The sequence below is a fragment of the Mesorhizobium sp. B2-4-18 genome (assembly GCF_006441385.1).
In the GTDB taxonomy this organism is placed as follows: domain Bacteria; phylum Pseudomonadota; class Alphaproteobacteria; order Rhizobiales; family Rhizobiaceae; genus Mesorhizobium; species Mesorhizobium australicum.
Genome location: NZ_VFUW01000004.1, coordinates 105,572 through 127,194, shown reverse-complemented (window position 1 = coordinate 127,194; position 21,623 = coordinate 105,572). Strand labels below are relative to the sequence as shown.

Annotated in this window: 21 protein-coding genes; 9 read left to right on the top strand and 12 right to left on the bottom strand. The window is 64.3% G+C overall.

Features of this window, described 5'->3' with window-relative positions; translation table 11 throughout:
* The first annotated feature begins 5 nt into the window (after positions 1-5).
* On the top strand, positions 6-290 hold the full coding sequence (locus FJ527_RS11260; protein ID WP_015315878.1) for an SCP2 sterol-binding domain-containing protein: 285 nt from the start codon (positions 6-8) through the stop codon (positions 288-290).
* Positions 291-367: 77 nt separating this feature from the next.
* Here FJ527_RS11260 and FJ527_RS11255 read toward each other — a convergent pair whose 3' ends face one another.
* Entirely contained in the window at positions 368-937 is a 570-nt protein-coding gene (locus tag FJ527_RS11255) for an N-acetyltransferase (RefSeq protein WP_015315877.1), read from the bottom strand.
* Positions 938-1,035: 98 nt separating this feature from the next.
* Complete coding sequence (gene odc2, locus FJ527_RS11250; RefSeq protein ID WP_015315876.1) at positions 1,036-2,169, bottom strand: ornithine/lysine decarboxylase; 1,134 nt, start codon at positions 2,167-2,169, stop codon at positions 1,036-1,038.
* 541 nt (positions 2,170-2,710) lie between these two features.
* Here odc2 and FJ527_RS11245 point away from each other — a divergent pair.
* The 4 genes from FJ527_RS11245 to FJ527_RS11230 all read left to right on the top strand — a co-directional run bounded on the left by FJ527_RS11245 (position 2,711) and on the right by FJ527_RS11230 (position 6,815).
* A complete protein-coding gene (locus tag FJ527_RS11245) occupies positions 2,711-3,907 on the top strand; it encodes an amidase (RefSeq protein ID WP_015315875.1) in 1,197 nt (398 codons plus the stop codon).
* 3 nt (positions 3,908-3,910) lie between these two features.
* Positions 3,911-4,810 (top strand): LysR family transcriptional regulator, encoded by a 900-nt coding sequence (locus FJ527_RS11240; protein ID WP_015315874.1) that lies wholly within the window; start codon positions 3,911-3,913, stop codon positions 4,808-4,810.
* Between the two features lie 164 nt (positions 4,811-4,974).
* Complete coding sequence (locus FJ527_RS11235; RefSeq protein WP_140823133.1) at positions 4,975-5,643, top strand: DUF1007 family protein; 669 nt, start codon at positions 4,975-4,977, stop codon at positions 5,641-5,643.
* 77 nt (positions 5,644-5,720) lie between these two features.
* Entirely contained in the window at positions 5,721-6,815 is a 1,095-nt protein-coding gene (locus FJ527_RS11230) for a nickel/cobalt transporter (RefSeq protein ID WP_246677713.1), read from the top strand.
* Between the two features lie 3 nt (positions 6,816-6,818).
* Here the strand turns inward: FJ527_RS11230 and denD are convergent, their stop codons facing one another.
* The 4 genes from denD to FJ527_RS11210 form a co-directional block, all read right to left on the bottom strand.
* Positions 6,819-7,832, bottom strand: coding sequence for a D-erythronate dehydrogenase (denD, locus tag FJ527_RS11225; protein ID WP_140823132.1), 1,014 nt, complete (start codon positions 7,830-7,832; stop codon positions 6,819-6,821).
* A 12-nt stretch (positions 7,833-7,844) separates the two neighbouring features.
* Positions 7,845-8,054, bottom strand: coding sequence for a hypothetical protein (locus FJ527_RS11220; RefSeq protein ID WP_015315870.1), 210 nt, complete (start codon positions 8,052-8,054; stop codon positions 7,845-7,847).
* An 86-nt stretch (positions 8,055-8,140) separates the two neighbouring features.
* Entirely contained in the window at positions 8,141-9,109 is a 969-nt protein-coding gene (locus tag FJ527_RS11215; RefSeq protein ID WP_140823131.1) for a cation diffusion facilitator family transporter, read from the bottom strand.
* Between the two features lie 14 nt (positions 9,110-9,123).
* The gene (locus FJ527_RS11210) at positions 9,124-9,810 is read right to left on the bottom strand and encodes a GNAT family protein (protein ID WP_140823130.1); all 687 of its coding nucleotides are present in this window, start codon (positions 9,808-9,810) and stop codon (positions 9,124-9,126) included.
* 83 nt (positions 9,811-9,893) lie between these two features.
* Between FJ527_RS11210 and FJ527_RS11205 the strand changes: the two genes are divergently transcribed.
* The gene (locus FJ527_RS11205; protein WP_140823129.1) at positions 9,894-11,078 is read left to right on the top strand and encodes a pyridoxal phosphate-dependent aminotransferase; all 1,185 of its coding nucleotides are present in this window, start codon (positions 9,894-9,896) and stop codon (positions 11,076-11,078) included.
* A 147-nt stretch (positions 11,079-11,225) separates the two neighbouring features.
* Complete coding sequence (locus FJ527_RS11200; protein ID WP_015315862.1) at positions 11,226-11,600, top strand: YciI family protein; 375 nt, start codon at positions 11,226-11,228, stop codon at positions 11,598-11,600.
* Between the two features lie 33 nt (positions 11,601-11,633).
* On the opposite strand, the gene FJ527_RS11195 is transcribed toward FJ527_RS11200, so the two are convergent.
* The 3 genes from FJ527_RS11195 to FJ527_RS11185 all read right to left on the bottom strand — a co-directional run bounded on the left by FJ527_RS11195 (position 11,634) and on the right by FJ527_RS11185 (position 14,477).
* Positions 11,634-12,389 carry an SDR family oxidoreductase gene (locus tag FJ527_RS11195; RefSeq protein WP_135881316.1) on the bottom strand — a complete coding sequence of 252 codons (756 nt, stop codon included), beginning with the start codon at positions 12,387-12,389 and terminating at the stop codon, positions 11,634-11,636.
* A gap of 300 nt (positions 12,390-12,689) precedes the next feature.
* Positions 12,690-13,427 carry a tellurite resistance TerB family protein gene (locus FJ527_RS11190; RefSeq protein ID WP_140823128.1) on the bottom strand — a complete coding sequence of 246 codons (738 nt, stop codon included), beginning with the start codon at positions 13,425-13,427 and terminating at the stop codon, positions 12,690-12,692.
* Positions 13,428-13,544: 117 nt separating this feature from the next.
* Positions 13,545-14,477 carry a rhodanese-related sulfurtransferase gene (locus tag FJ527_RS11185; protein ID WP_140823127.1) on the bottom strand — a complete coding sequence of 311 codons (933 nt, stop codon included), beginning with the start codon at positions 14,475-14,477 and terminating at the stop codon, positions 13,545-13,547.
* Positions 14,478-14,678: 201 nt separating this feature from the next.
* Between FJ527_RS11185 and FJ527_RS11180 the strand changes: the two genes are divergently transcribed.
* On the top strand, positions 14,679-15,317 hold the full coding sequence (locus FJ527_RS11180) for a 2-dehydro-3-deoxy-phosphogluconate aldolase (protein WP_140823126.1): 639 nt from the start codon (positions 14,679-14,681) through the stop codon (positions 15,315-15,317).
* A 77-nt stretch (positions 15,318-15,394) separates the two neighbouring features.
* On the opposite strand, the gene FJ527_RS11175 is transcribed toward FJ527_RS11180, so the two are convergent.
* From FJ527_RS11175 to FJ527_RS11165, 3 genes are all read right to left on the bottom strand, one after another.
* A complete protein-coding gene (locus FJ527_RS11175) occupies positions 15,395-15,589 on the bottom strand; it encodes a hypothetical protein (protein ID WP_140721389.1) in 195 nt (64 codons plus the stop codon).
* Between the two features lie 177 nt (positions 15,590-15,766).
* A complete protein-coding gene (locus FJ527_RS11170; protein WP_246677706.1) occupies positions 15,767-17,578 on the bottom strand; it encodes a DUF882 domain-containing protein in 1,812 nt (603 codons plus the stop codon).
* Between the two features lie 398 nt (positions 17,579-17,976).
* Positions 17,977-19,518 carry a sigma-54 dependent transcriptional regulator gene (locus FJ527_RS11165; RefSeq protein ID WP_140823124.1) on the bottom strand — a complete coding sequence of 514 codons (1,542 nt, stop codon included), beginning with the start codon at positions 19,516-19,518 and terminating at the stop codon, positions 17,977-17,979.
* 191 nt (positions 19,519-19,709) lie between these two features.
* Here FJ527_RS11165 and FJ527_RS11160 point away from each other — a divergent pair, with 191 nt between their 5' ends.
* Positions 19,710-21,548 (top strand): M3 family oligoendopeptidase, encoded by a 1,839-nt coding sequence (locus FJ527_RS11160; RefSeq protein WP_181166330.1) that lies wholly within the window; start codon positions 19,710-19,712, stop codon positions 21,546-21,548.
* Positions 21,549-21,623: the final 75 nt, after the last annotated feature.

Sequence of the window (21,623 nt, the reverse complement as noted above, 5' to 3'; positions counted from 1 at the left end):
ACAGCGTGAGCGTTCAGGATATAGCCGAGAAGATCAAGTCGCGCGTGGCCAGCAGCGGCTTCGACCGTTCCGTGAAGTTCGACACCGGCAGCGACGGCGTCATCGTCATCGACGGCGCGACCGTCTCGACCACGGACGCTCCCGCCGACTGCACCATCAAGCTGTCGCTCGACGATCTGGATTCGCTGATCGCGGGTGACCTGAACCCGACCATGGCGTTCATGACCGGCAAGATAAAGGTCGAGGGCGACATGACCGTCGCCATGGCGCTGAGCCAGTTGATCGGTTGACAGGCACGACTTCGAGATAAACGAAACGCCGCCTTTTCAGGCGGCGTTTCGTTTGAAGGGCAGTCGCGCTTAAGGCTTCATGCGGCCAAGGTCGGCGCCTGTGCCTTGAGCTTGCGGCCGGACGCCTTCAGCGTACCCCTGGCGCCGTCAAGCACGCCCTCCACCAGTTCCAAGGCCAGCAGACGGTGCCGTTCGTAAGGCCCCGGCATGGCGAGCGCCCCGGTCCTGGCAGCCGAAAAGCCGAAGCGGCCATAGTAAGGCTCGTCCCCAACCAGCAGGATCGCGGCGTGGCCGAGGCGCGCGGCTTCCGCGATGGCATGCCGCATCAGCGCCGAGCCGATGCCGGCACTCTTGAGCGACGGGTCGACGGCGAGCGGGCCAAGCAGCAGCGCTGGCGGACCGCCCTCGCCCAGCGTGACATCCCATAGCCGCACGGTGCCGGCCACGCCGCCCGAGGCATCGCGTGCGACGAAGGCAAGCCCCTCCGAGGGCCGGCGGCCGCGGCGCAGCTTCTCCGATGATTTGGTCTTGCGCTTCGGCCCCATGGCGCGATCGAGCAAGGCTTCGCGCGCCGCCACGTCGGCAGCGGTTTCGGCGACCATGGCGAAGGCCGGCGCATGAGCTACGAATTCGACTGACATTTCCATTTCCGCGATCCCTTCACGAGCGGAGATATGTTCCACAGGCGAGCCCAAGTGGGCGACGGGCGCCCACCTGGGATGATCTGAACAGCTCTAATGAGCCGTCAGATCACGTAGGATCGGAGAGGCTCGAAGCCGTTGAAGGCGACCGCCGAGTAGGTGGTCGTGTAGGCGCCGGTGCCTTCAATCAGCACCTCGTCGCCGATGGTCAGTGACAAGGGCAGCGGATAGGGCGTCTTTTCGTACATCACGTCGGCCGAATCGCAGGTCGGGCCGGCGAGCACGCAAGGCGCGGTCTCGCTGCCGTCATGGCGGGTGACGAGGGGATAGCGGATCGCCTCGTCCATGGTCTCGGCCAGACCGCCGAACTTGCCGATGTCGAGGAACACCCAGCGCACATTGTCGTTGTCGGCCTTCTTCGAGATCAGCACGACTTCCGACTTGATGACGCCGGCATTGCCGACCATGCCGCGACCCGGCTCGATGATCGTCTCGGGAATGGCGTTGCCGAAGTGCTTGCGCAGCGCCGAGAAGATCGCCTGGCCATAGGCCTGGGCCGCCGGCACGTCACGCAAATAGCGCGTCGGGAAGCCGCCGCCCATATTGACCATCTTGAGCACGATGCCTTCTTCCGCGAGCGTCGCGAACACCTTCTTGGCGTCGGCCAGAGCACGGTCCCACGCGGTCAGGTCGGTCTGCTGCGAGCCGACATGGAACGACACGCCATGGGCGTCGAGGCCGAGGCCCCTGGCATGGCGCAGCACGTCGACGGCCATGTCGGGCACGCAGCCGAACTTGCGCGACAGCGGCCACTCGGCGCCCTCGCCATCGGTCAGCACGCGGCAGAACACGCGGGAGCCTGGAGCAGCGCGCGCGATCTTCTCGACTTCCTCGACGCAATCGACCGCGAACAGCCGGATGCCGAGCTGGTAGGCGCGTGCAATGTCACGCTCCTTCTTGATGGTGTTGCCGAAGGAGATGCGGTCCGCCGGCGCACCGGCGTCCATCGCCATCTCGACTTCGGCAACGGAAGCGGTGTCGAAGGACGAGCCCATCGCAGCAAGCAGGCGCAGGATTTCCGGCGCCGGGTTTGCTTTCACCGCATAGTAGATCTTGGAATCGGGCAGAGCCTTCTCGAAGGCGCGGAAATTGTCGCGGACGACGTCGAGGTCGACGACGAGGCAGGGGCCGGACGGACGTCGGGTGGCGAGGAAGTCGAGGATGCGCTGTGTGGCCATCGGGTTTCTCCATCGCGCCTTTCGGCGCGCACAAGGGTGCGGGCGCGGGCTGTCGGCCTCGCGAACACGCGGTCAAACAAAGGCGGGACGGAAAATCCATGGAACCAGCCGGTGGAGACCCCGGAACCATGAAACGCCGTCTCGCGGCGATGAACCTTAGCCTTGCCCGGCTTCGGTTCGCTTTGTCTGCCTTGGCTTGGATTGGGAGAACCCCGTTCCGCACTGCCGGCAATGAAGGTGTGCCTCTTCAGTAACCCCGGTCTTTGGACAACCGGCAGAGAACCAGAAAGGCCCGCACCGTCGTTGCTTCAAGGTGTCCTCGGTCTGGCGGTTGGCCGCTAAACCGACTGGAGGGGTTAGCTCCAGTTACCTTACCGATTTCCCTCACCATTCGAGGATCGGCGGACACCCACAGGCACGTGCGACTTTGGGCAAGCGCGATATAAGAGCGAAGCATTTCACAATCAATAAAAATCGTATCGCAGGTTGTAAAATTTCTGGCATCGAACAATGTTGGCCCACCGTATACGGATATCGAACGATGACAGGCACGCACGGCCCTTTCAACGCCTTTCTCGACCTTCGCCAGATGCCGGTGGCGCATGCCGAACTTGGACCCCTGGCCGGCCTGCGGCTGGCGGTCAAGGATATTTACGACGTTGCCGGCTACCGCACCGGTTGCGGCAATTTGCAGAAATTCGCCAATGGCCACGCCGCTTCGCGCACGGCGCCGGCCGTGCAGGCAATTCTCGACGCCGGTGCGCGCTTCATCGGCAAGACGCAGACCGACGAACTCGCCTTCGCTCTGTTCGGCCAGAACGCGCATTTTCCGTTTCCGGTGAACCCCGCGGCTCCCGACCGTGTCACCGGAGGTTCGTCGTCGGGGTCGGCGGCGGCGGTGGCGGGCAGATTGGCCGACATCGCCACGGGATCCGACACCGGCGGTTCGATCCGCGCGCCGGCGAGTTTCTGCGGGCTGATCGGGCTGCGCACCACGCATGGCCGCATTTCCCTCGACGGCACCATGCAACTGGCGCCGAGTTTCGACACGTTCGGCTGGTTCGCCGACGACATCGAAACCTATGAGACTGTCGGCAAGCTGCTGCTTGGCCGCGATCCGCACCAGCATTCCCTGGACCGTCCGCTGGCGCTCAGTTGGCTGGACGAGATGGTCGCCCGGCCGGCGGCCGCCGAATATGCCGGAATGAAGGCGCTGGTGGGCACGGTGTTCGGCACGCCGGCGATGCCAACGACGCGCTTCAGCTCGTCCCCGGACGAACTCTACTGGTGCTTTCGCCGCCTGCAGGCCAGGGAGGCCTGGACAGTGCATGGCGAATGGATCACCAGCGGCGAGCGCGAACTCGGGCCCGGCGTCGAGGAGCGGTTCGGCTTTGGCCGTGCGGTCGACGACCGGACGGCACAGACCGAGAAGGTGCGCCGGCTGACCTTTCGCGGCGAACTCAGCGCCTTGCTTGGCAAGGACGGCTTCCTTGTCCTGCCGACAGTGCCGGGTCCGGCACCCTATATCGACAGCACACCGGAGCAATTCCAGGCCTACCGCGAACGCGCGCTCCATCTTCTATGCCTGGCCGGGCTCTCCGGCTTTCCGCAGATCACCTTGCCGATCGGCTCGGTCGCCGGCGCTCCGTTCGGCCTGTCGCTGCTTGGCCCTTCCGGCAGCGACATTGGCCTGATACGGCTCGGCCGAAAACTTCTCGACGCAGCACAAAGAGCCTGAACAATGGACACACTGACCCGCATGCGCGCCTTCATCGACGTCGTCGAAGCCGAGGGCTTTTCGGCGGCGGCGCGCAAGATCGGCCGCTCCAAGGCGCTGCTGTCGAAATATGTGCGCGAGCTGGAGGACGAGCTCGGCGCTCTGCTGCTGAACCGCACCACGCGCCAGTTCTCGATGACCGAGGCCGGCCACACCTACTACCGCCGCGCCTCGGAAATCGTGCGCGAAGTCGATAGCCTGGCCGACGCCGTGCGCGAATCCTCCGGCGACGTGCGCGGCCGCATCAAGCTGTCGGCGCCGCGCACCTTCGCCGACGCGCCGATCGGCCAGTCGCTGATCGACTTCGCCAAGCAGTATCCCGACATCGTGCTCGACATCCAGCTCGACGACCGCTTCGTCGATCTGGTCGAGGAGGGCTTCGACCTCGCCGTGCGCATCTCGCGGCTGGAGAACTCGTCGCTGATCGCCAGGCGGCTGGCGCCGTTTTCGATCAAGCTCTGCGGCTCTCCAGAACTGATCGCCAAGCATGGCATGCCGACACGACCGCAGGATCTCGGCCACATGCCCTGCATCGTCGACACCAATGGCCGCGGACTGAACAACTGGCCCTTCAAGGGCGACAATGGCGATCCGGTAAGCATCGCCGTCTCCGGCCCGATCGAGGTCAACAGCCCGATGGCCGCGCGCGCCGCGGCCTTGTCGGGGCTTGGATTTTGCATCCTGCCGGATTTCATCGCCGCGCCAGACCTCAAGAGCGGCCAATTGGTGGCGGTGCTCGACGACCGCATCCTGTCGGGCGGCGGCATCTTCGCCGTCTATCCGCATCGCCGTTACCTCCCGGCGAAGGTCCGCGTTTTCGTCGACTTCCTGGTGCAGTGGTTCAGGACGCGCGAGAGCGCCTGACCCGCCCCAGCCCGGATACCGCACGCGTTGAACTCTCGTGCGTGCGTGGCGCTATCCCAAAGCCTCGCGCACTTTTAGGTGACATCCGCCGGCAGTCCCAATTTCGCCCCCTTTCTGGTAACCTTCGACAACGCTTTCGAAAGCCAAGGGAATCGCTACCGCGAATGCATCTGAAACGGCACGCAATCATGCTGGCTTCGGCCCTGGCCGCGACATTTGCCGCCGTTGGGCCGGCCGAGGTGCATCCGCACGTCTTCGCCGAGGCGCGCCTCGACGTGATCCTGTCCCCGGATCACCAAAGTGTGAAAGCGTTGCGTCATCTATGGCGCTTCGACGATCTGTTTTCGAGTACGGTGATGATGGAGTTCGACAAGAACTCCGACCTGAAGCTTGACGACAAGGAGCTGAAGGAGGTCGCCGACACCGTCCATGCCTCGCTGGCCGAGTTCAATTATTTCCAGCTCGTCACGCAGGACGGCAAGGACGTGGCGATGACGCCGCCGCCGCATCTGATGGCCAATTTCGACAACGACCAGTTGATCATCCTGTTTGAATCCGAACCGAAGGCGCCGATCAAGCTGTCCGGCACGATCGACATCGGCGTCTACGATCCGACCTTCTACACGGCGATCGACTTCACCGAGGATTCCAACATCACCGTCGAGGGCCTGCCGTCGAACTGCACGAGCAAGGTCGTCCGGCCGGACCCGGACGAAGCGATCAAGGAAAACCAGAAGACCCTGACGGATGCCTTCTTCAACGATCCGACAGGCACCGACATGAGCAAGATCTTTGCCACCAAACTCGAACTGACCTGTCAGCCAGAAGGATAGATCCGGTGAACCCGATCGGGAACTGTTCGAAACCGTCCCTGCGTTTGGCAGTCGGCCTGTTGGCCCTTGCCTTTGCCATGATGCATTTCGCCAATGCCGCGCACGCCCAGAGTTCGCTCGGCATCGGCGTCAATGACGGCATGGCACCCACCACCGGTCCGTTCGCCCATATCCTGATGTGGATCAATCTGAGGCAGCAGGAATTCTACCGCGCGCTGGCGACCGCCATGAAGGCAATGCGCCAGGACAACAGCAAGATCTGGATACTCATCGGCCTGTCCTTCGCCTATGGCATTTTCCACGCCGCCGGCCCCGGCCACGGCAAGGCGGTGATCTCGTCTTATATGGTGGCCAACGAAGTGGCGCTGAAGCGCGGCATCCTATTGTCCTTCGTCTCGGCGCTGCTGCAGGGCCTGACGGCGATCCTGGTGATGCTGCTGGCCTATTTCGTCCTGCGCGGCACCACCATCTCGATGACCGATGCGGCCTGGTTCATGGAGATCATGAGCTTTGCCCTGGTCACCCTCTTTGGCGCCTGGCTTTTGTGGCGCAAGCTCGGCCCAGCCGTCCTGCGCCTGTTTGGCAAGGGCCCGGCCTACAGCCTGTCGGCGGCTCACGCCGGTCATTCCCATGCCGGCCATTCGCATGGCGCTCACGACCATGCGGCGCACGCTCATTCCCACGCACTGCACGGGCATGGCGATCACGACCATGGGCATGGCCATTCGCACGATCATTACGGCCACGGCGCGCATGATCGTGCGCATCACGACCACGCCAGCGGCGAGGTCTGCGACACCTGTGGCCACTCGCATGCGCCCGATCCGGCGCTGCTGTCGGGTGACCGCTTCGACTGGCGCACCGCCTGGTCGGCGGTGGCCGCCGTCGGCATCCGCCCTTGCTCCGGTGCGTTGATCGTTCTCAGCTTCGCGCTGCTCAACGGGCTCTGGCTCGGCGGCCTGCTGTCGGTGCTGGCAATGTCGATCGGAACCGCGATCACCGTCTCGGCCCTGGCCACACTGGCGGTGACCGCCAAGAACTGGGCGGTGTATTTCGCCGGCGACGGCCGCATGGGCAACCGCATCCACTCGATCGTCGAGATCGGCGGCGCGGCCTTCGTCTTCCTGTTCGGACTGCTGCTGCTGTCCGCGAGCCTGACGGGCAGCGTTTAGACCCTACCATTCCGTTGGAATGGGATAGGCACCGTGCGCTACTGACCGAATCTTGCCGCCCAGCTCATCCTCGATATGCGCGCGGATGATCTCGTCAAAACTCTTTTCGGCACTGAAGCCAAGTTCCCTTGACCGCCGCGCCTCGAAGCGGGTCGGCCAGCCCTTGACGATTGCCCAGATCGTCTCGTCGGGCACCTCGCGGATCAGGCTTGTCGCCTGCGATCCAGCCACCCGTTCCAGCGCCTCGATCTGCTCGCCAACGGTGACGGCGACACCCGGCATCGTCAGGTTGCGGCGCGGCCCCACGGCTGCGCCCTCGATCTCCGCGCCATGGATCAGGAAACTCACCGCCGAGCGCGGGCTGGCATGGGTGTGCACGACCGAGCGCGGCACCGGCAGGATCGCCTCCTGCCCGCTCAAGGGTTCACGAATGATACCGGAGAAGAAGCCGGACGCCGCCTTGTTGGGCTTGCCGGGCCGCACGCAGATCGTCGGCAGCCGGATGCCGATGCCGTCGAAGAAGCCGCGCCTGGAATAGTCTGCCAGCAGCGCTTCGCTCATTTGCTTCTGCGTGCCGTAGGAGGTCAGCGGCGTCGGGTGGAATTCGTCCGGTATGACATCCGGGAACGGCGCGCCGAAAACGGCGATTGACGACGTGAAGACGACGCGCGGCGCAAACCCTGCCAGGCGGATGGCGTCGAACAGCGCACGCGTGCCGTCGAGGTTGACGCGGTAGCCGAGGTCGAAATTCGCTTCCGCCTCACCCGACACGATGCCGGCGAGGTGGAAGACGACATCGGGGCGCGACACAACCAGGCTTTCCGCGGCGCCTGCTTCGGCAAGGTCCCCCGTGTGCAGCGCGACGCTGACGCCGTCCATGGCTGGCGCTTGCGGCGGCACGATGTCGTGCAGGTCGAGCGCGGTGATCTTCTCGCCGCGCAGCGTGCCGTCCTTGGCCAGCCGGGCGATGAGCTTGCGGCCGACCATGCCCGCGGCGCCGGTGATCAAAATGCGCATGTCCGATATCCCTTACTTCCGATTTTTGCGCTGGGTGCGCGCGCGCAACCAGAACACCAGGAAAAACGCCAGCACGAAGACGGTGCCGAAGATACCCGCCAGCACGGTCGAATAACTGCCGAGTGCCAACATCACGGTCGGCAGGTAGAAAGCGGCAATGCCGAACAGAAGCATGATCCAGACCGCCGCAATGGCCGCATTGCGCGTGTCACGGTCCATCATGCCGCACCGGAACGGCGGTCGTTCATCGAGCTGAGTTGCAAAGCTGGAGGACTCCTGAGGGTCCGATCAATGGTCATCGATCGATCCTAGTGATAGTGGCCGTGATGCGCGGCCGCATCGTGCTCATGCTCGTGATGATGGTCGTCGCCATCGTCGGCGCACCGGCCGAATTCCGGTTCCACGGTGGCATGGCTGATGCCGTGCTCGCTGGCAAGCCGCTTCTTGATGGCGCTGACCGCCTGATGGGCATCGACGCCCTCGTTGAGGCAGGCATGCAGCGTCGCCATGCTGCTCGACCCGTCGAGCGACCAGATGTGCATATGGTGCACCTCGCGCACGCCCTGGACCGTTGCCTGAATGTCCCCGGCGATCAGGTCGCGATCGAGGCTTGGCGGCACGCCTTCGAGCAGGACGTGGGCGGCGGCGCGCATCAGCGACCACGCGGTGGACAGGATCAGCAGCGAGACCAGCACGGACAGGATCGGGTCGATCGGCGTCCAGCCGGTCGCCAGGATGACCAGTGCCGCGACGATCGCGGCTGCCGAGCCGAGCAGATCGCCGAGCACATGCAGGATGGCGCCGCGCATGTTGAGGTTGTCTCGATCGCCGCCATGCAGCACAAGGAAGGAGCCGATATTGACCAGCAGGCCGAGGATCGCCACCACCAGCATCGGCCCGCCCAGCACCGGCGCCGGTGTCAGCAGGCGATCCCACGCTTCGTAGACGATCCACAGAGCGATGACGAAAATGGCGATGCCATTGGTGTAGGCCACCAGCGTCTTGACGCGGCCGAAGCCGTAGGTGAGCTGGCCGGTTGCCGGCCGGCCCGCCAGATGGAAGGCATACCAGGCCAGGCCGAGCGCAATGGCGTCGGCGAGCATGTGGCCGGCATCGGCCAGCAGCGCCAGCGACCCGGTAAACAGGCCGCCGAGCGCCTCGGCCACCATGAAGCCGGCGGTCAGGCAGGCCGCGATCAGCACGCGCTTCTTGTCCGTCGAGCCGTGCACATGGCCACCGCCGTGATCGTGCCCGCTGTGATCGTGGATATGCGCCAAATGGCAAACTCCCGTTAGGCGCCGAATTCCGCGCGAAAATCCTCGAGCCGGCGGTTCTGCTGGCCATTGGCGTCGAAGTTGGCCGGATCGAGCCAGGCTCCATAAGCCTTGCGCAAAGCCGGCCATTCCTTGTCGATGATCGAATACCACGCGGTGTCGCGGTTTTCACCCTTGACGATGAGATGCTGGCGGAAAATACCCTCGAACTTGAAGCCGAACCGTTCCGCCGCGCGCTTCGACGGCTCGTTACGGTTGTTGCACTTCCATTCGTAGCGGCGATAGCCGAGCTCGTCGAAGATGTATTTCATGAACAGGAACTGCGCTTCCGTCGCCGCCGGCTTGCGCGAGATGAGCGGTCCCCAGTAGATGTTGCCGATCTCGATGACGCCATAGGTCGGATCGATGCGCATCAGCGTCTGGCGGCCGGCGACCTTGCCGCTTGCCTTGTCGACAATGGCGAAGAATAGTGGATCCTCGCTCGCCTCCACCTTGTCCAGCCAGGGCTGGAAGGCGGCGCGGGTTTCCGGCGGATAGTCGGGCAGCCACGCGAAGCGGCCGTCGACGTCGGCCACGGACGACGCTTCATAGAGGCCGTCGCCATGTGTTGCGGCACTCAATGGCTCGAGCCTGACATAGCGGCCCTCTAGAACCTTGCGCTCCGGGCGCGGGCGCGGCTGCCAGTCTTTGATATTTTCCGACACCGAAAACTCCAATCCGTTTGACTTTTGCGGGCGGACGCTCACAAAAACGCTCGCCAACAGTAAGAACCACAGGGACGGGAAAAATGCTCCACACGATTTCGGCCTTCGACCGTCTCGGCGAGGAAAACGCTTTTGCCGTGCTGGCGCGGGCAACGGCGCTGGCGAGCCAGGGCCGCGACATCGTCAATCTCGGCATCGGCCAGCCCGACTTCAAGACGCCGCAGCACATCGTCGAGGCGGCGATCAAGGCGCTGCGTGACGGCCACCATGGCTACACGCCGGCCAATGGCCTGCTGGCGACCCGCGAGGCGGTGGTGCGGCGCACGCTGACGACCACCGGCGTCGAGGTCTCGCCGGAGGCGGTGATGATCCTGCCCGGCGGCAAGCCAACCATGTTCGCCGCCATCCTGATGTTCGGCGAGCCCGGCGCCGAGATCCTCTATCCCGACCCCGGCTTTCCCATCTACCGCTCGATGATCGAGTTCACCGGTGCAACCCCCATTCCGGTGCCGATGCGCGAGGAGAACGGCTTCGCCTTCTCGGCCGAAGAGACGCTGGGGCTGATCACGCCGAAGACCAGGCTCTTGATCCTCAACTCGCCGGCCAACCCGACCGGCGGCGTCACCCCGCGCGCTGAGATCGAGAAGCTGGTCAAGGGGCTTGAGAAGCATCCAGACGTGGCCATTCTCTCCGACGAAATCTACGATGTCATGACTTATGACGGCGAGACGCATTGCTCGCTGCTTGGCTTTCCCGAGATCCGTGACCGGCTGATCGTGCTCAACGGCTGGTCCAAGACCTGGGCGATGACCGGCTGGCGCATGGGCTGGTCGATCTGGCCGAACGGCGACAAGGGCGCCCACCTCTACGACAAGGTGCGCAAGCTGGCGGTCAATTGCTGGTCCTGCGTCAACGCACCAAGCCAGTTCGCCGGCATCGCGGCGATCGACGGCCCGCAGGATGACGTCGACACTATGATGCGCGCCTTCGACAACCGCCGGAAAATCGTGGTCGAGGGCCTGAATGCCCTGCCAAACATCTCCTGCATCACGCCCAAGGGCGCCTTCTATGCCTTCCCCAATGTCTCGAAGACCGGCTGGAAGGCCAAGAAACTCGCCTCGGCCCTGCTCGACGAGGCCGGTGTGGCGCTGATCGGCGGCCCCGATTTCGGCATTCTCGGCGAAGGCTACATCAGGCTCTCCTACGCCAATTCCGAGGAGAACATCCTGCGCGCGCTGGAGCGGATCGGGGCGTTTCTGGCCAAGTGAGCATCAGCGTCGCCGCGCGAGCCGGATAGCTTGCCACCGCATTCCATGACGGTGTCATGAGCCGTCCGGAGGCGCGCAGCCAAGGCTGTGCGGGCATACCGAAAACGGCTACGAATTCCCGTATCAGGACCAATGAGGGTATCTCGCATGTTCTACGCAATCCTTGCCTATCACGTGGAAGATGCGATCGAGGCGCTGACGCCGCAGGAAGATGCGGCGCTGATGGCCGAGTTGCTCAAGATCAACGGCAGGCTTCATGCGGAAGGCACGCTTGGGCCGTCAGCGCGTCTGGGAACGACACGGGATGCCTGCACCTTGCGCGGCCCGGGCGACGGTATGATCATCGATGGGCCCTTCGCCGAGACCAAGGAACAGTTGCTCGGCCTCTATGTCGTCGACTGCGTCACCAGGGACGACGCCATCGCGATCGCGCGCGATCTTCGTCGTGTCAATCCGACCGCCGTTTACGAGATCAGGCCCATTCTACTCTTCAAGCCCGGCGTGCCGCTGGCGGAAAAATGAGGCACGGGCAAAAGCGCCGCCAGCGCCCGCTGCTCACCCACGCCCCACGAACGGCATCTTGGTCGCCATCACGGTCATGAACAGCACGTTGGCGTCGAGCGGCAGGCTGGCCATGTGCACGACCGCGTCGGCGACGCGTTGGACATCCATCACCGCTTCGGCTGATATCGAGCCATTGGCCTGCGGCACGCCGACGGTCATCGGCTGCGCCATGTCGGTCAATGCATTGCCGATGTCGATCTGTCCGCAGGCGATGTCATAGGGGCGGCCATCGAGCGCCAGCGTCTTGGTCAGCCCGGTGATGGCGTGCTTGGTCGCCGTATAGGGCACCGAGCCCGGGCGCGGCGCATAGGCCGACACCGAACCATTGTTGATGATGCGGCCGCCCATCGGCTTCTGCTTGCGCATGGCGCCGAAGGCCGCGCGCGCGCACAAGAAAGATCCGGTGAGGTTGACGCCGACGATATCGTTCCAGACCTCGACCGGGATCTCGTCGATCGGCGTCGACTTGTAGCCCATGCCTGCATTGTTGAAGAGCAGATCGACCCGCCCGAAAGCCTCCGCCACGGTCTCGAACAGATCGTCGACCTCACCGGCCTTGCTGATGTCGCAGGCAACCGCCAACGCTCTGGCCTCGGTCGGCCCGATCTCGGCGATCGCGGCATCCAGCACCGGCTTGCGGCGCCCGCAGAACACCGTATTCCAGCCGGCCTTGAGCAATGCCGTGGCTACGCTCTTGCCGATCCCGGTGCCGGCCCCGGTGACGATGGCGGTCTTTTGCTCGGTCATGGCTGATGTCCTCCGGCAGCGATGTGCGTGCTCGCCTGATCTACAAATTTGGTTCGGGTGGAGAAGGCATCGCAAATGATGGCAGCGATGGCAAGCGCGGCCACTGGGACATGGCCTCGAAAAGTGAACCCATTTACTTGGAGGGCAGCCGGCGAGGACGGACAAAAAGGGCGGTCATTGGCGACCGCCCTGATCTGAACCGGGCTTGGGAGGAGGAAAAGCCGATCCGACTGTGTAGAATCATGCGCTTCCTGAGTTAACGAAAGGTTAACGCCTCCACGGCCTGTGTGCCAATCCGGGTTACCACTGCGGATTGGGTGGCGTACCCTCGGCCGTGGGCACTTTCGCCGCCGAAACCGTCGCCTCGACATGGTCGATCAGCGAGTCCGGCAGGCCGAGCCGCCCGGCAAGCAGGTCGAGGTAACCGCGCTCGGCGCGCGTGTCGGGGTCGATCGTGAGGCGCGACGCCGTGTAGAGTTCGAGCTTCTGCGCATCAGTATGAGCACCCGCCACCAGCGTGTCGAGGTCGAGTGGGCTCTCCAGTTCCGCCATCAGGAATTTTTCCGCATCGGTGCCGATCCCGGCGAGGCTGAGCTTGCCGGCGATCTTCCGCCGTTCTTCGTCGTCGACATGGCCGTCGGCCTTGGCCGCCGAGATCATCGCCCGCACCAAGGTCAGCGTGAACTCATCCTCGCCTTGCGGCGCCTGCGACGGGTGGAAGGCGGTGTCCTTGGGCGGCGGCAGCAATTCCGGCTCGCCGGCGGCGGGCACCTGTTCCGGTGCGTTGCCGGCCTTGTAGTTCTGGTAGGCCTTGTAGGCGAGACCACCGATGGCGGCCAGTCCGCCGAGCTTCACCGCGGCACCCGTCACCTGCCGGCCGGCGCCGGTCCCAAGCAGCACGGCGGCCAGCGCACCGGCGGCCAGCGGATTGTCCTTGGCCATCTGCACCGCTTGGCCGGCCTTGTCGCGGACCGTGCCGCTAGCACCGGGAACTTGCGAGCCGAGCAGATCGTCGAGAAGCTTCTTGGGATCGAACATCGATGCCTCCAGGATTTGCCCAGCCGAACGGGCAGGTTTCGAACGCCGAAGACGTAGGTCCCGAAGTTTGACATTGCAATGACAGTGCCCCGGTTTGCCCGGCCCCGGCGCCCTCGATCAGGACCCGATGTGCGGTCCCCTGCCCCGCGCTTGCGCGAACTCGACCTGTCGCTGCCGCTCCGCGTAGCGCTTCCGGTCTTCGTCCGAGCGGGCGTCAAAACAATGCGGGCAAGAAACGCCGGCGGCATATCGAGGCGAAGCCAGCTCGCTTGCCGTCAGCGGATGGCGGCAGGCACGGCAAAGCTCCGCATCACCCTCGGTGAGGCCGTGCGACACCGAAACCCGCTCGTCGAAGACGAAGCACTCGCCTTGCCACAGGCTCTGCTCCGCTGGAACCTCCTCAAGGTATTTGAGGATGCCCCCCTTGAGGTGGAACACGTCCTCGAAGCCGAGTGACTTCACATAGGCGGTCGCCTTTTCGCAGCGAATGCCGCCGGTGCAGAACATCGCCACCTTGCGTCCTTCGAGATCCGCCCGATGCGCTTCCACCCAGGCCGGGAATTCGCGAAAGCTCGCCGTCGCCGGGTCGACGGCGCCCTTGAAGCTGCCGATCGAGACCTCATAGGCGTTGCGCGTATCGATGACGATCGTGTCGGCTTGCGAGATCAGCGCATTCCAGTCGCCCGCCTCCACATAGGTGCCCGCACTTGCCGCCGGGTCGATGGTCTCGACGCCCATGGTGACGATCTCGCGCTTCAGCCGCACCTTCATGCGGTGGAAAGGCATGGCCGCGGCACTGCTGTACTTGACCTCGAGACCCGACAGGCCGTCGATCGCTTCGATGTGTTCGATCAGCGCGGCGATCGCTTCGTCGCTGCCGGCGACGGTGCCGTTGATGCCCTCATGCGCCAGGAGCAGCGTGCCCTTGATGCCGCGCCCGCAGCAGAAGGCCGCAAGCGGAGCGCGCAACGCTTCGAAAGCATCGAGCCGGGCAAAACGGTAGAGCGCGGCGACGCGGGCTGGCTGGGATGGCGCGGGCAGTGTTGTCATTGCCAGAGCAACTAGACGCTAGTAGAAGCCGATTCAAGTGAAACGGGTTCGATCCGTCTGTCATGGCCCTGTCGGGAAAGAACCTTTAAGCTGAGCGGCAACGCGTGACATCGCGCCGCGATGGGTTCCGTGGACAGGGCAATACCTGTCTGCTAATCGGTTGAAATTCCCTTCGATACGCCCCCGACAAGGAGAGACCGAATGTCCAGCAAGACCGAGAACCTCCTGTCGCTCCTCAATGGCCAGCCGGTCATTCCGGTGTTGAAGATCGCCAACGTTGCCGATGCGGTGCCGCTGGCCCGTGCCCTGGCGCGTGGCGGTTTGCCGGCGATCGAGATCACGCTGAGGACCGCGGATGCGCTCGAAGCGATCCGTCGCGTGGCGGGCGAAGTCGAGGAAGCCATCGTCGGCGCCGGCACCATTCTGGATGCCAGCCAGTTCGACGAAGCGGCCGCGGCCGGTTCGCGCTTCATCGTCAGCCCCGGCATCACCCGCGAGCTTCTGGCTGCCGCCTCCGACAGCGAGGTTCCGCTGCTGCCCGGCGCCATCACGCCCGGCGAGATCATGGCCGCGCGCGAAGCCGGCCTGCGCTTCCTGAAATTCTTCCCGGCCGAACAGTCCGGCGGCATCGCTTCGCTCAAGGCTTTTGCCTCGCCGCTGGCGGACGTCAAGTTCTGCCCGACCGGCGGCATCACCGGCAAGAACGCGGCCGATTATCTCAGCCTGTCCAATGTCATCTGCGTCGGCGGCTCATGGGTGGCGCCCGACGACATGGTCAAGGCCGGCAAGTGGGACCAGATCGAAGCGCTCGCACGCGCTGCCAGCGAACTCGGGAAATAGCGTCTTTCCGCACGGCATGAAAAACCCGGCCGACGAGCGTCGACCGGGCCTTTTTGACTGGCTAGTCCAGACTGCGATCAGTTGCAGACCTTGACCGTCTCCGTCACCTTGTGATGGTGCCGCCAGTGCGTCACCACCCTGGTGCGGCAGTGCTTCTTCATCATGTGCATATGATTGTCGGTCTTGACGACAACGGTCTCCGCCTGTGATGGCGCGATCGCGGCCGATGCTGCCGCCAGCGCCATAACTGATGCCAGTAGAATCTTTTTCATGAATATCCTCGGGTTGGAGCGTACCCACACTAAACCGGAAATGAGCGGGCCGTTCCCGCTTCACGAGAAGTTCAGCCGCGCGTGATCCTCAGGGGTCGGAGGCCGCATGCATCGCACGCTGGGACAGCAAAAAGCCGCGCGGGTCGCCCGGCGCGGCCTCATACTGCGGCCTGTTCGTTACTTCGTCTGGAAGCGGGCGACAGACAGGAACTTGACGGCGTTGCCGGTAAAGCGATTGGCGTCGGCCACCTGATTGTCCTGCTGGAAGCCGGCCGTATAGACCTCGCTCGGCGGCGTATGCACGATGTTGTAGGCGTAACCCGGCGCGGTCGTCGCACTCGAAACGGTGGCGACGTTCTCGCCGCTGGTCAGTGCCCAGCGGGCGGCCTGCGGCGCTGCGGCAACCACTACGGCCTTGGGGCCAGGCTTCTGATCGCGGGCGGTGGCCCTGGCTTCCTTGCGGGTCGTCTTCACACCGGCGCCGATTGCCGCGGCCGGATCCGAACCGGCCGGCCGGCCGGCAACAGCCTGGCGCGGCGACGCCGCATCGACACCGGACGGATCGTTGAAGGCCGAACGCGGTTCTACGGACAGCGAGGCGAGCTGATATTCGTCGGCGGCGCCGGCCTTGGCATTGGCCTCGTCGAGCACGGCCTTGACGGCATCCGGCTTGGCCGGCTCGGGACGCGCCGTCGGCAGCACGGAGAACGCATCCGTCGCGGTCTTGCCCTGGTCAGCCGTTTCGGCCAGCGCCATCAGCACATCCTTGCTGGGCGGCGGCGCGAGATCCGCCGGCAGCGTGCGTTCGGGACGCCATGTCGGCAAGGGGATATTGTTGACGGCGACCTGCGCCGGATCGGCCGCCGCTGCCGCTGCCAGCGCCGGATCGGCCTTGCCGAAAGGCATGTTCGCCGGCGCCTGCGCGGTCGCCACGGCCTGTTCCGTGGTGGTCGTCGCATCCGCCGTGGCGAAGGGAACGTTTTCAGGCGTCTGTGCGCCAACATCGGCCTTCGGCCGAGGCGCGAAATCGGGCAGTGGGATTTCCTTGGCCGGCAGCGCCGCGATGATTGTCTCCGGCGTGTCCTTCTCCGGTTCCGGAGCCTGCTCGTCGGCAATCTGCGGAATGTCGGCGCGCTGGGCATTCTCGGGGGCCACGATGGCGATGCCAGGCAGGTTGCCGCTCTTGGCTGTCGCGGCCGGCTTCAGATTTCTAGCCTTGGGCGCGGGTGCGGCCGAAGCGGTCTCGACGTCTGCGCTGTCGTCGGCCTCGTCATCGCCACCGCCGCCGAAGAAGGCAGCGAGGAACCCGCCGGATTTCTTGCCGCTGCCGCCGGCGCTGGCCACTTCGATATTCGGTGTGCCCGAACCCTTGCGCGACTTGTAGGAGGCCAGCGCCTGTTCATAGCCGGGCAGCGGCCGGCCATCGCTCGGCACATGCAGCGTCCTGCCATTGGGGAACAGGCTGACCAGTTCCTGGCGGCTGATGCCGGGCCAGTGGCGCACATTGCCAACATCCATGTGGACGAATGGCGAACCGGAGGTCGGGTAATAGCCGACGCCACCGCCCTGCATCTTGAGGCCGATGTTGCGCAGCTTCTTTAGCGGTACGCCGGGAATGTAGAAATCCATCGCCTTGCCAAGCATATGCTGGCTCTTCTCGGCGACACCGCGGCTGCGGCTGCGCAGCATCGAATTGGTGGACGGCGAACGGTAGCCGCAGACGACCTGGATATAATCGGTGGCGCCACTTTCCCGATACGCCTCCCAGACCAGATCCAGCAGACGCGGGTCCATCTTGGTCGGCTCGTTGCGACGCCAGTCGCGCAAAATGATGTTGATCTTCCTCAGGCCTTCGGGAACGTAGCGGCCATTGCGCTTGTAGACGATCTCCGCCTTCTCATGCGTGTGAAGATGGTAGAGCTTCAGCGAACGAACTTCGGCCTGGGCGCCCGTGGCGGCCGCGGCAACAAAACCAAATGCGACAATCACCGCCGCCAACCATCTCGGCCAGACGCTCAAATGATAGTGCCGCCCGTTTGTGAGTCGTTCGATTCTGTTCAAATCAAAAGGCCTTGCAGGCTGCCGTTTGTCCCCGGATTTGCCCAAACGGACGTGTCGTTTTCACATCCGAATATCGATCCTAATGGTTAATCATCGCTTATTGAAGCCAAAATGCGGTAAGACCATGGCGATATCCCGTCAAAAATTGTCCGCAAGGTTTCTTGGTAAACCGCTGGTTTAGATCAGGATTCCGGCTTGGGCCGAACACGATCTGTTACCGCCGGCCTCAATGCGTGAACAATACCCCGTCGAGCGCCGCCATTATCCGGCGACGGCGCTCTGTCGAACCATATAATGACGAGGGAAACTGGTGCCTGCCTTGCGGCTCAGGAAGCAAGCCTGTCGACGCGGCCGGTTTCCGGGTCGATGCCATATTCCTTGAGCTTGCGGTAAAGCGTCGAGCGACCGATGCCGAGCCGGCGGGCGACCTCGCTCATCTGGCCATTGTAGTGATCGATGGCGAGCTTGATCATTTCGAGCTCGACATCGGCCAGCGCACGCACATTGCCGCGCTCGTCGAGCGCCCGCAGCGTGCCGAAGCGGGCCTGGACCCCGGCCGGCAGCACAGCCGCCGGAGCGGTCTCGTCGGGCACAACGTCCTCGTCGCGCGGCTCCAGCGACGGCGGCGGCGCAACGCTGCTTGCTTCCAACGTGTCGTCCGCGTCGAGATTGAGGGTGCCTTCCACCTGCGCGCGGATCTGCGGGAAGTCATCGGCGGTCAACACATCGCCTTCGCACAGCACCGAGGCGCGGAAGACGGCGTTTTCGAGCTGCCGGATGTTGCCGGGCCAGTCATAAGCCTGCAGCACCGCAAGTGCTGCCGCCGAAATGCCTTTCAGCCGATGGCGCGGGTCGGCCGGCGCCACCTTCTCCATGAAATGCGTGACCAGATGGGGAATGTCGTCGCGGCGGTCGCGCAGCGGCGGCACGAAGATTGGGTAGACGTTCAGCCGGTAGAACAGATCCTCGCGGAACTTGCCGTCCTTGACCTGTTGCAGGAGGTTGCGGTGCGTCGCCGAAATCAGCCGGATGTCGACCTTGACGGTCGAGCGGCCGCCGACCGGATCGACCTCGCCTTCCTGGACGGCGCGCAGCAGCTTGACCTGGACGTCGAGCGGCAGGTCGCCGATCTCGTCGAGGAACAGCGTGCCGGAATGCGCCTCGACGAATTTGCCGGTGTGCTTGTCGGTGGCGCCGGTGAACGAGCCTTTCTCATGGCCGAACAGGATGGATTCCACCAGATTGTCGGGAATGGCGCCGCAATTGACGGTGACGAAGGGTTTCGAGCGGCGGTCGCCGCTGCCCTGGATGGCGCGCGCCACCAATTCCTTGCCGACGCCCGACTCGCCCTCGATCAGGATCGGGATGTGAGAGGCCGCCGCTTTCTGGCCGAGACGTATCACCCGGTCCATGGCCGGACTGTGGGTGATCATGTCTCTGAAGGTCAGCAGCCCGCCGCGTTTGCGCGACGTGCGCTTGACCTCGCCCTCCACCGCCTCGACCTTGAGCGCATTGGAGATCGAGGCCTGCAGCCTGTCGGGCGAAGCCGGCTTGACGACGAAATCGAAAGCGCCGTGGCGCATCGCCGAAACCACGGTCTCGATGCCGCCCTGCGCGGTCTGCACGATGACCGGCACGCTGATGTCGCGCTCGCGCATCGCCTTCAGCACGCCGATGCCGTCGAGACCGGGCATGACCAGGTCGAGGATCACGACCGAGACATCGCGGGCGCCAGGCCCGTCGAGAACTTCGAGGCCGGCGGTACCGCCATCCACAACGATCGCGGTATGGCCGAACCGCGTCACCGCGGCCTCGAGCAGCCGGCGCTGCACGGGATCGTCATCGACTATGAGTATGGAACCTGTCATGACTGTCTTGCTTCGCCCGCGCCCGAAAACCCCATGGATCATCTTGGCACAGGGTTCTAAATAAGGTTTCAAAAAACCCGGTGAACGAATTCCTTAGGATTTGACCGGCTTCTCCATTCCCGTTGAGTCCGGCTCCGTGATTGCGGCCACGTGATTCAACCCAGGCCATTTGATTCAAAGAAGGTATCTCGATGCGCATGATGTTTGATCGGCGGATTGCAGCGCCAGCGTCCGGTCAGGGCGCTGCCGGGCTTGGCGATCTGCCGGAATGGAACCTCGCCGACCTTTATGCCGGCATGGACGCGCCGGAACTGAAGCGTGACATTGCCAAGGCGGCGGCCGACGCCGTCGCATTCGAGGCCCGCTGGAAAGGCACGCTCGCCGCCGAGGCCGGGCGCGGCAGTACCGGCAGGCTGGGCGAGGCACTGGCCGCATACGAGGCGCTCGAGGAACTGATCGGCCGTATCGTCTCCTATGCTGGCCTCGTCTATGCCGGCAATACCGCCGATCCGCAGCGCGCCAAGCTCTATGGCGACATCCAGGAGAAGATGACCGACGCCAGCGCGCATCTGTTGTTCTTCGCGCTCGAGCTGAACCTGATCGACGATGCGGCGATCGAGGGCGCGCTGGCCGCCGATCCCGCCTTCGGGCATTACCGCCCGTGGGTGCTCGATCTCAGAATGGACAAGCCCTATCAGCTCGAGGACCGTGTCGAGCAGCTTTTCCACGAGAAATCGATAACCGGGCGCGGCGCCTGGAACCGCCTGTTCGACGAGACGATGACCGATCTTCGCTTCGATATCGACGGCGAGGAACTGACGCTGGAGCCGGCCCTCAATCGCTTGCAGGATGCCGACGGCGAGGTCCGCCGCCGCGCCTCGGAGGCGTTGGCCACGACCTTCCGCAAGAACCTGCGCACCTTTACGCTGATCACCAACACGCTTGCCAAGGACAAGGAAATTTCGGACCGCTGGCGCGGCTTCGAGGACATTGCCGATTCACGCCACCTCGCCAACCGCGTCGAACGCGGCGTGGTCGATGCGCTCGCCACCGCCGTGCGCGAGGCCTATCCGCGCCTGTCGCACCGCTATTATGCGATGAAGGCGCGCTGGCTCGGCATGAAGGTGATGAACCACTGGGACCGCAACGCGCCCTTGCCGGAGACGCCGCAGGCGGTGATCGGCTGGGATGAGGCCAGGAACACGGTCCTGTCGGCCTATCACCGCTTCTCGCCCGAGATGGCCGAGATCGCGCGCACCTTCTTCGACCGCAACTGGATCGACGCGCCGGTGCGTCCGGGCAAGTCGCCGGGCGCCTTCGCACATCCGACCGTACCCTCGGCTCACCCCTATGTGCTGCTCAACTACATGGGCAAGCCGCGCGACGTGATGACGCTGGCGCATGAACTTGGGCACGGCGTGCATCAGGTGCTGGCCGCCGGCCAGGGCGCGCTGATGGCCTCGACGCCGCTGACGCTGGCCGAGACGGCATCCGTCTTCGGCGAGATGCTGACCTTCCGCTCGCTGCTCGAGCGGACCACCGACCGGCGCGAGCGCAAGGCCATGCTCGCCCAGAAGGTCGAGGACATGATCAACACCGTGGTGCGCCAGGTCGCCTTCTATGAATTCGAGCGCAAGGTGCATGCCGAGCGTCGCAACGGCGAATTGACATCCGACAGGCTGGGCGAGTTCTGGCTGGAGGTGCAGGCCGAAAGCCTCGGACCGGCGATCAAGTTGCGCGAGGGCTACGAGGTGTTCTGGACCTACATTCCGCACTTCATCCACTCGCCCTTCTACGTCTATGCCTATGCGTTCGGCGACTGCCTGGTGAACTCGCTCTATGCCGTCTACCAGAATGCCGAACGCGGCTTTCAGGACAAATATTTCGAGATGCTGCGTGCCGGCGGCACCAAGCATCATTCGCAGCTTCTGGCGCCCTTCGGCCTCGACGCCACCGATCCGGCCTTCTGGCAGATCGGGCTCGGCGTCATCGGCGGCCTGATTGACGAACTGGAAACGCTCGACGATTGAGACGCCTCTCGCCCGGCAAGAACAGTTTAGCCGGAATGCATGTTCGGGCCGCACTTTTCTTGCCCTAAATATTTG

Excerpts from the sequence above, each read along its gene's own strand:
- FJ527_RS11255 (WP_015315877.1), bottom strand. The coding sequence starts at position 937 with ATGGAAATGTCAGTCGAATTCGTAGCTCATGCGCCGGCCTTCGCCATG.
- odc2 (WP_015315876.1), bottom strand. The coding sequence starts at position 2,169 with ATGGCCACACAGCGCATCCTCGACTTCCTCGCCACCCGACGTCCGTCC.
- FJ527_RS11245 (WP_015315875.1), top strand. The coding sequence starts at position 2,711 with ATGACAGGCACGCACGGCCCTTTCAACGCCTTTCTCGACCTTCGCCAG.
- FJ527_RS11240 (WP_015315874.1), top strand. The coding sequence starts at position 3,911 with ATGGACACACTGACCCGCATGCGCGCCTTCATCGACGTCGTCGAAGCC.
- FJ527_RS11235 (WP_140823133.1), top strand. The coding sequence starts at position 4,975 with ATGCATCTGAAACGGCACGCAATCATGCTGGCTTCGGCCCTGGCCGCG.
- FJ527_RS11230 (WP_246677713.1), top strand. The coding sequence starts at position 5,721 with ATGATGCATTTCGCCAATGCCGCGCACGCCCAGAGTTCGCTCGGCATC.
- denD (WP_140823132.1), bottom strand. The coding sequence starts at position 7,832 with ATGCGCATTTTGATCACCGGCGCCGCGGGCATGGTCGGCCGCAAGCTC.
- FJ527_RS11220 (WP_015315870.1), bottom strand. The coding sequence starts at position 8,054 with ATGATGGACCGTGACACGCGCAATGCGGCCATTGCGGCGGTCTGGATC.
- FJ527_RS11205 (WP_140823129.1), top strand. The coding sequence starts at position 9,894 with ATGCTCCACACGATTTCGGCCTTCGACCGTCTCGGCGAGGAAAACGCT.
- FJ527_RS11200 (WP_015315862.1), top strand. The coding sequence starts at position 11,226 with ATGTTCTACGCAATCCTTGCCTATCACGTGGAAGATGCGATCGAGGCG.
- FJ527_RS11195 (WP_135881316.1), bottom strand. The coding sequence starts at position 12,389 with ATGACCGAGCAAAAGACCGCCATCGTCACCGGGGCCGGCACCGGGATC.
- FJ527_RS11190 (WP_140823128.1), bottom strand. The coding sequence starts at position 13,427 with ATGTTCGATCCCAAGAAGCTTCTCGACGATCTGCTCGGCTCGCAAGTT.
- FJ527_RS11185 (WP_140823127.1), bottom strand. The coding sequence starts at position 14,477 with ATGACAACACTGCCCGCGCCATCCCAGCCAGCCCGCGTCGCCGCGCTC.
- FJ527_RS11180 (WP_140823126.1), top strand. The coding sequence starts at position 14,679 with ATGTCCAGCAAGACCGAGAACCTCCTGTCGCTCCTCAATGGCCAGCCG.
- FJ527_RS11175 (WP_140721389.1), bottom strand. The coding sequence starts at position 15,589 with ATGAAAAAGATTCTACTGGCATCAGTTATGGCGCTGGCGGCAGCATCG.
- FJ527_RS11165 (WP_140823124.1), bottom strand. The coding sequence starts at position 19,518 with ATGACAGGTTCCATACTCATAGTCGATGACGATCCCGTGCAGCGCCGG.
- FJ527_RS11160 (WP_181166330.1), top strand. The coding sequence starts at position 19,710 with ATGCGCATGATGTTTGATCGGCGGATTGCAGCGCCAGCGTCCGGTCAG.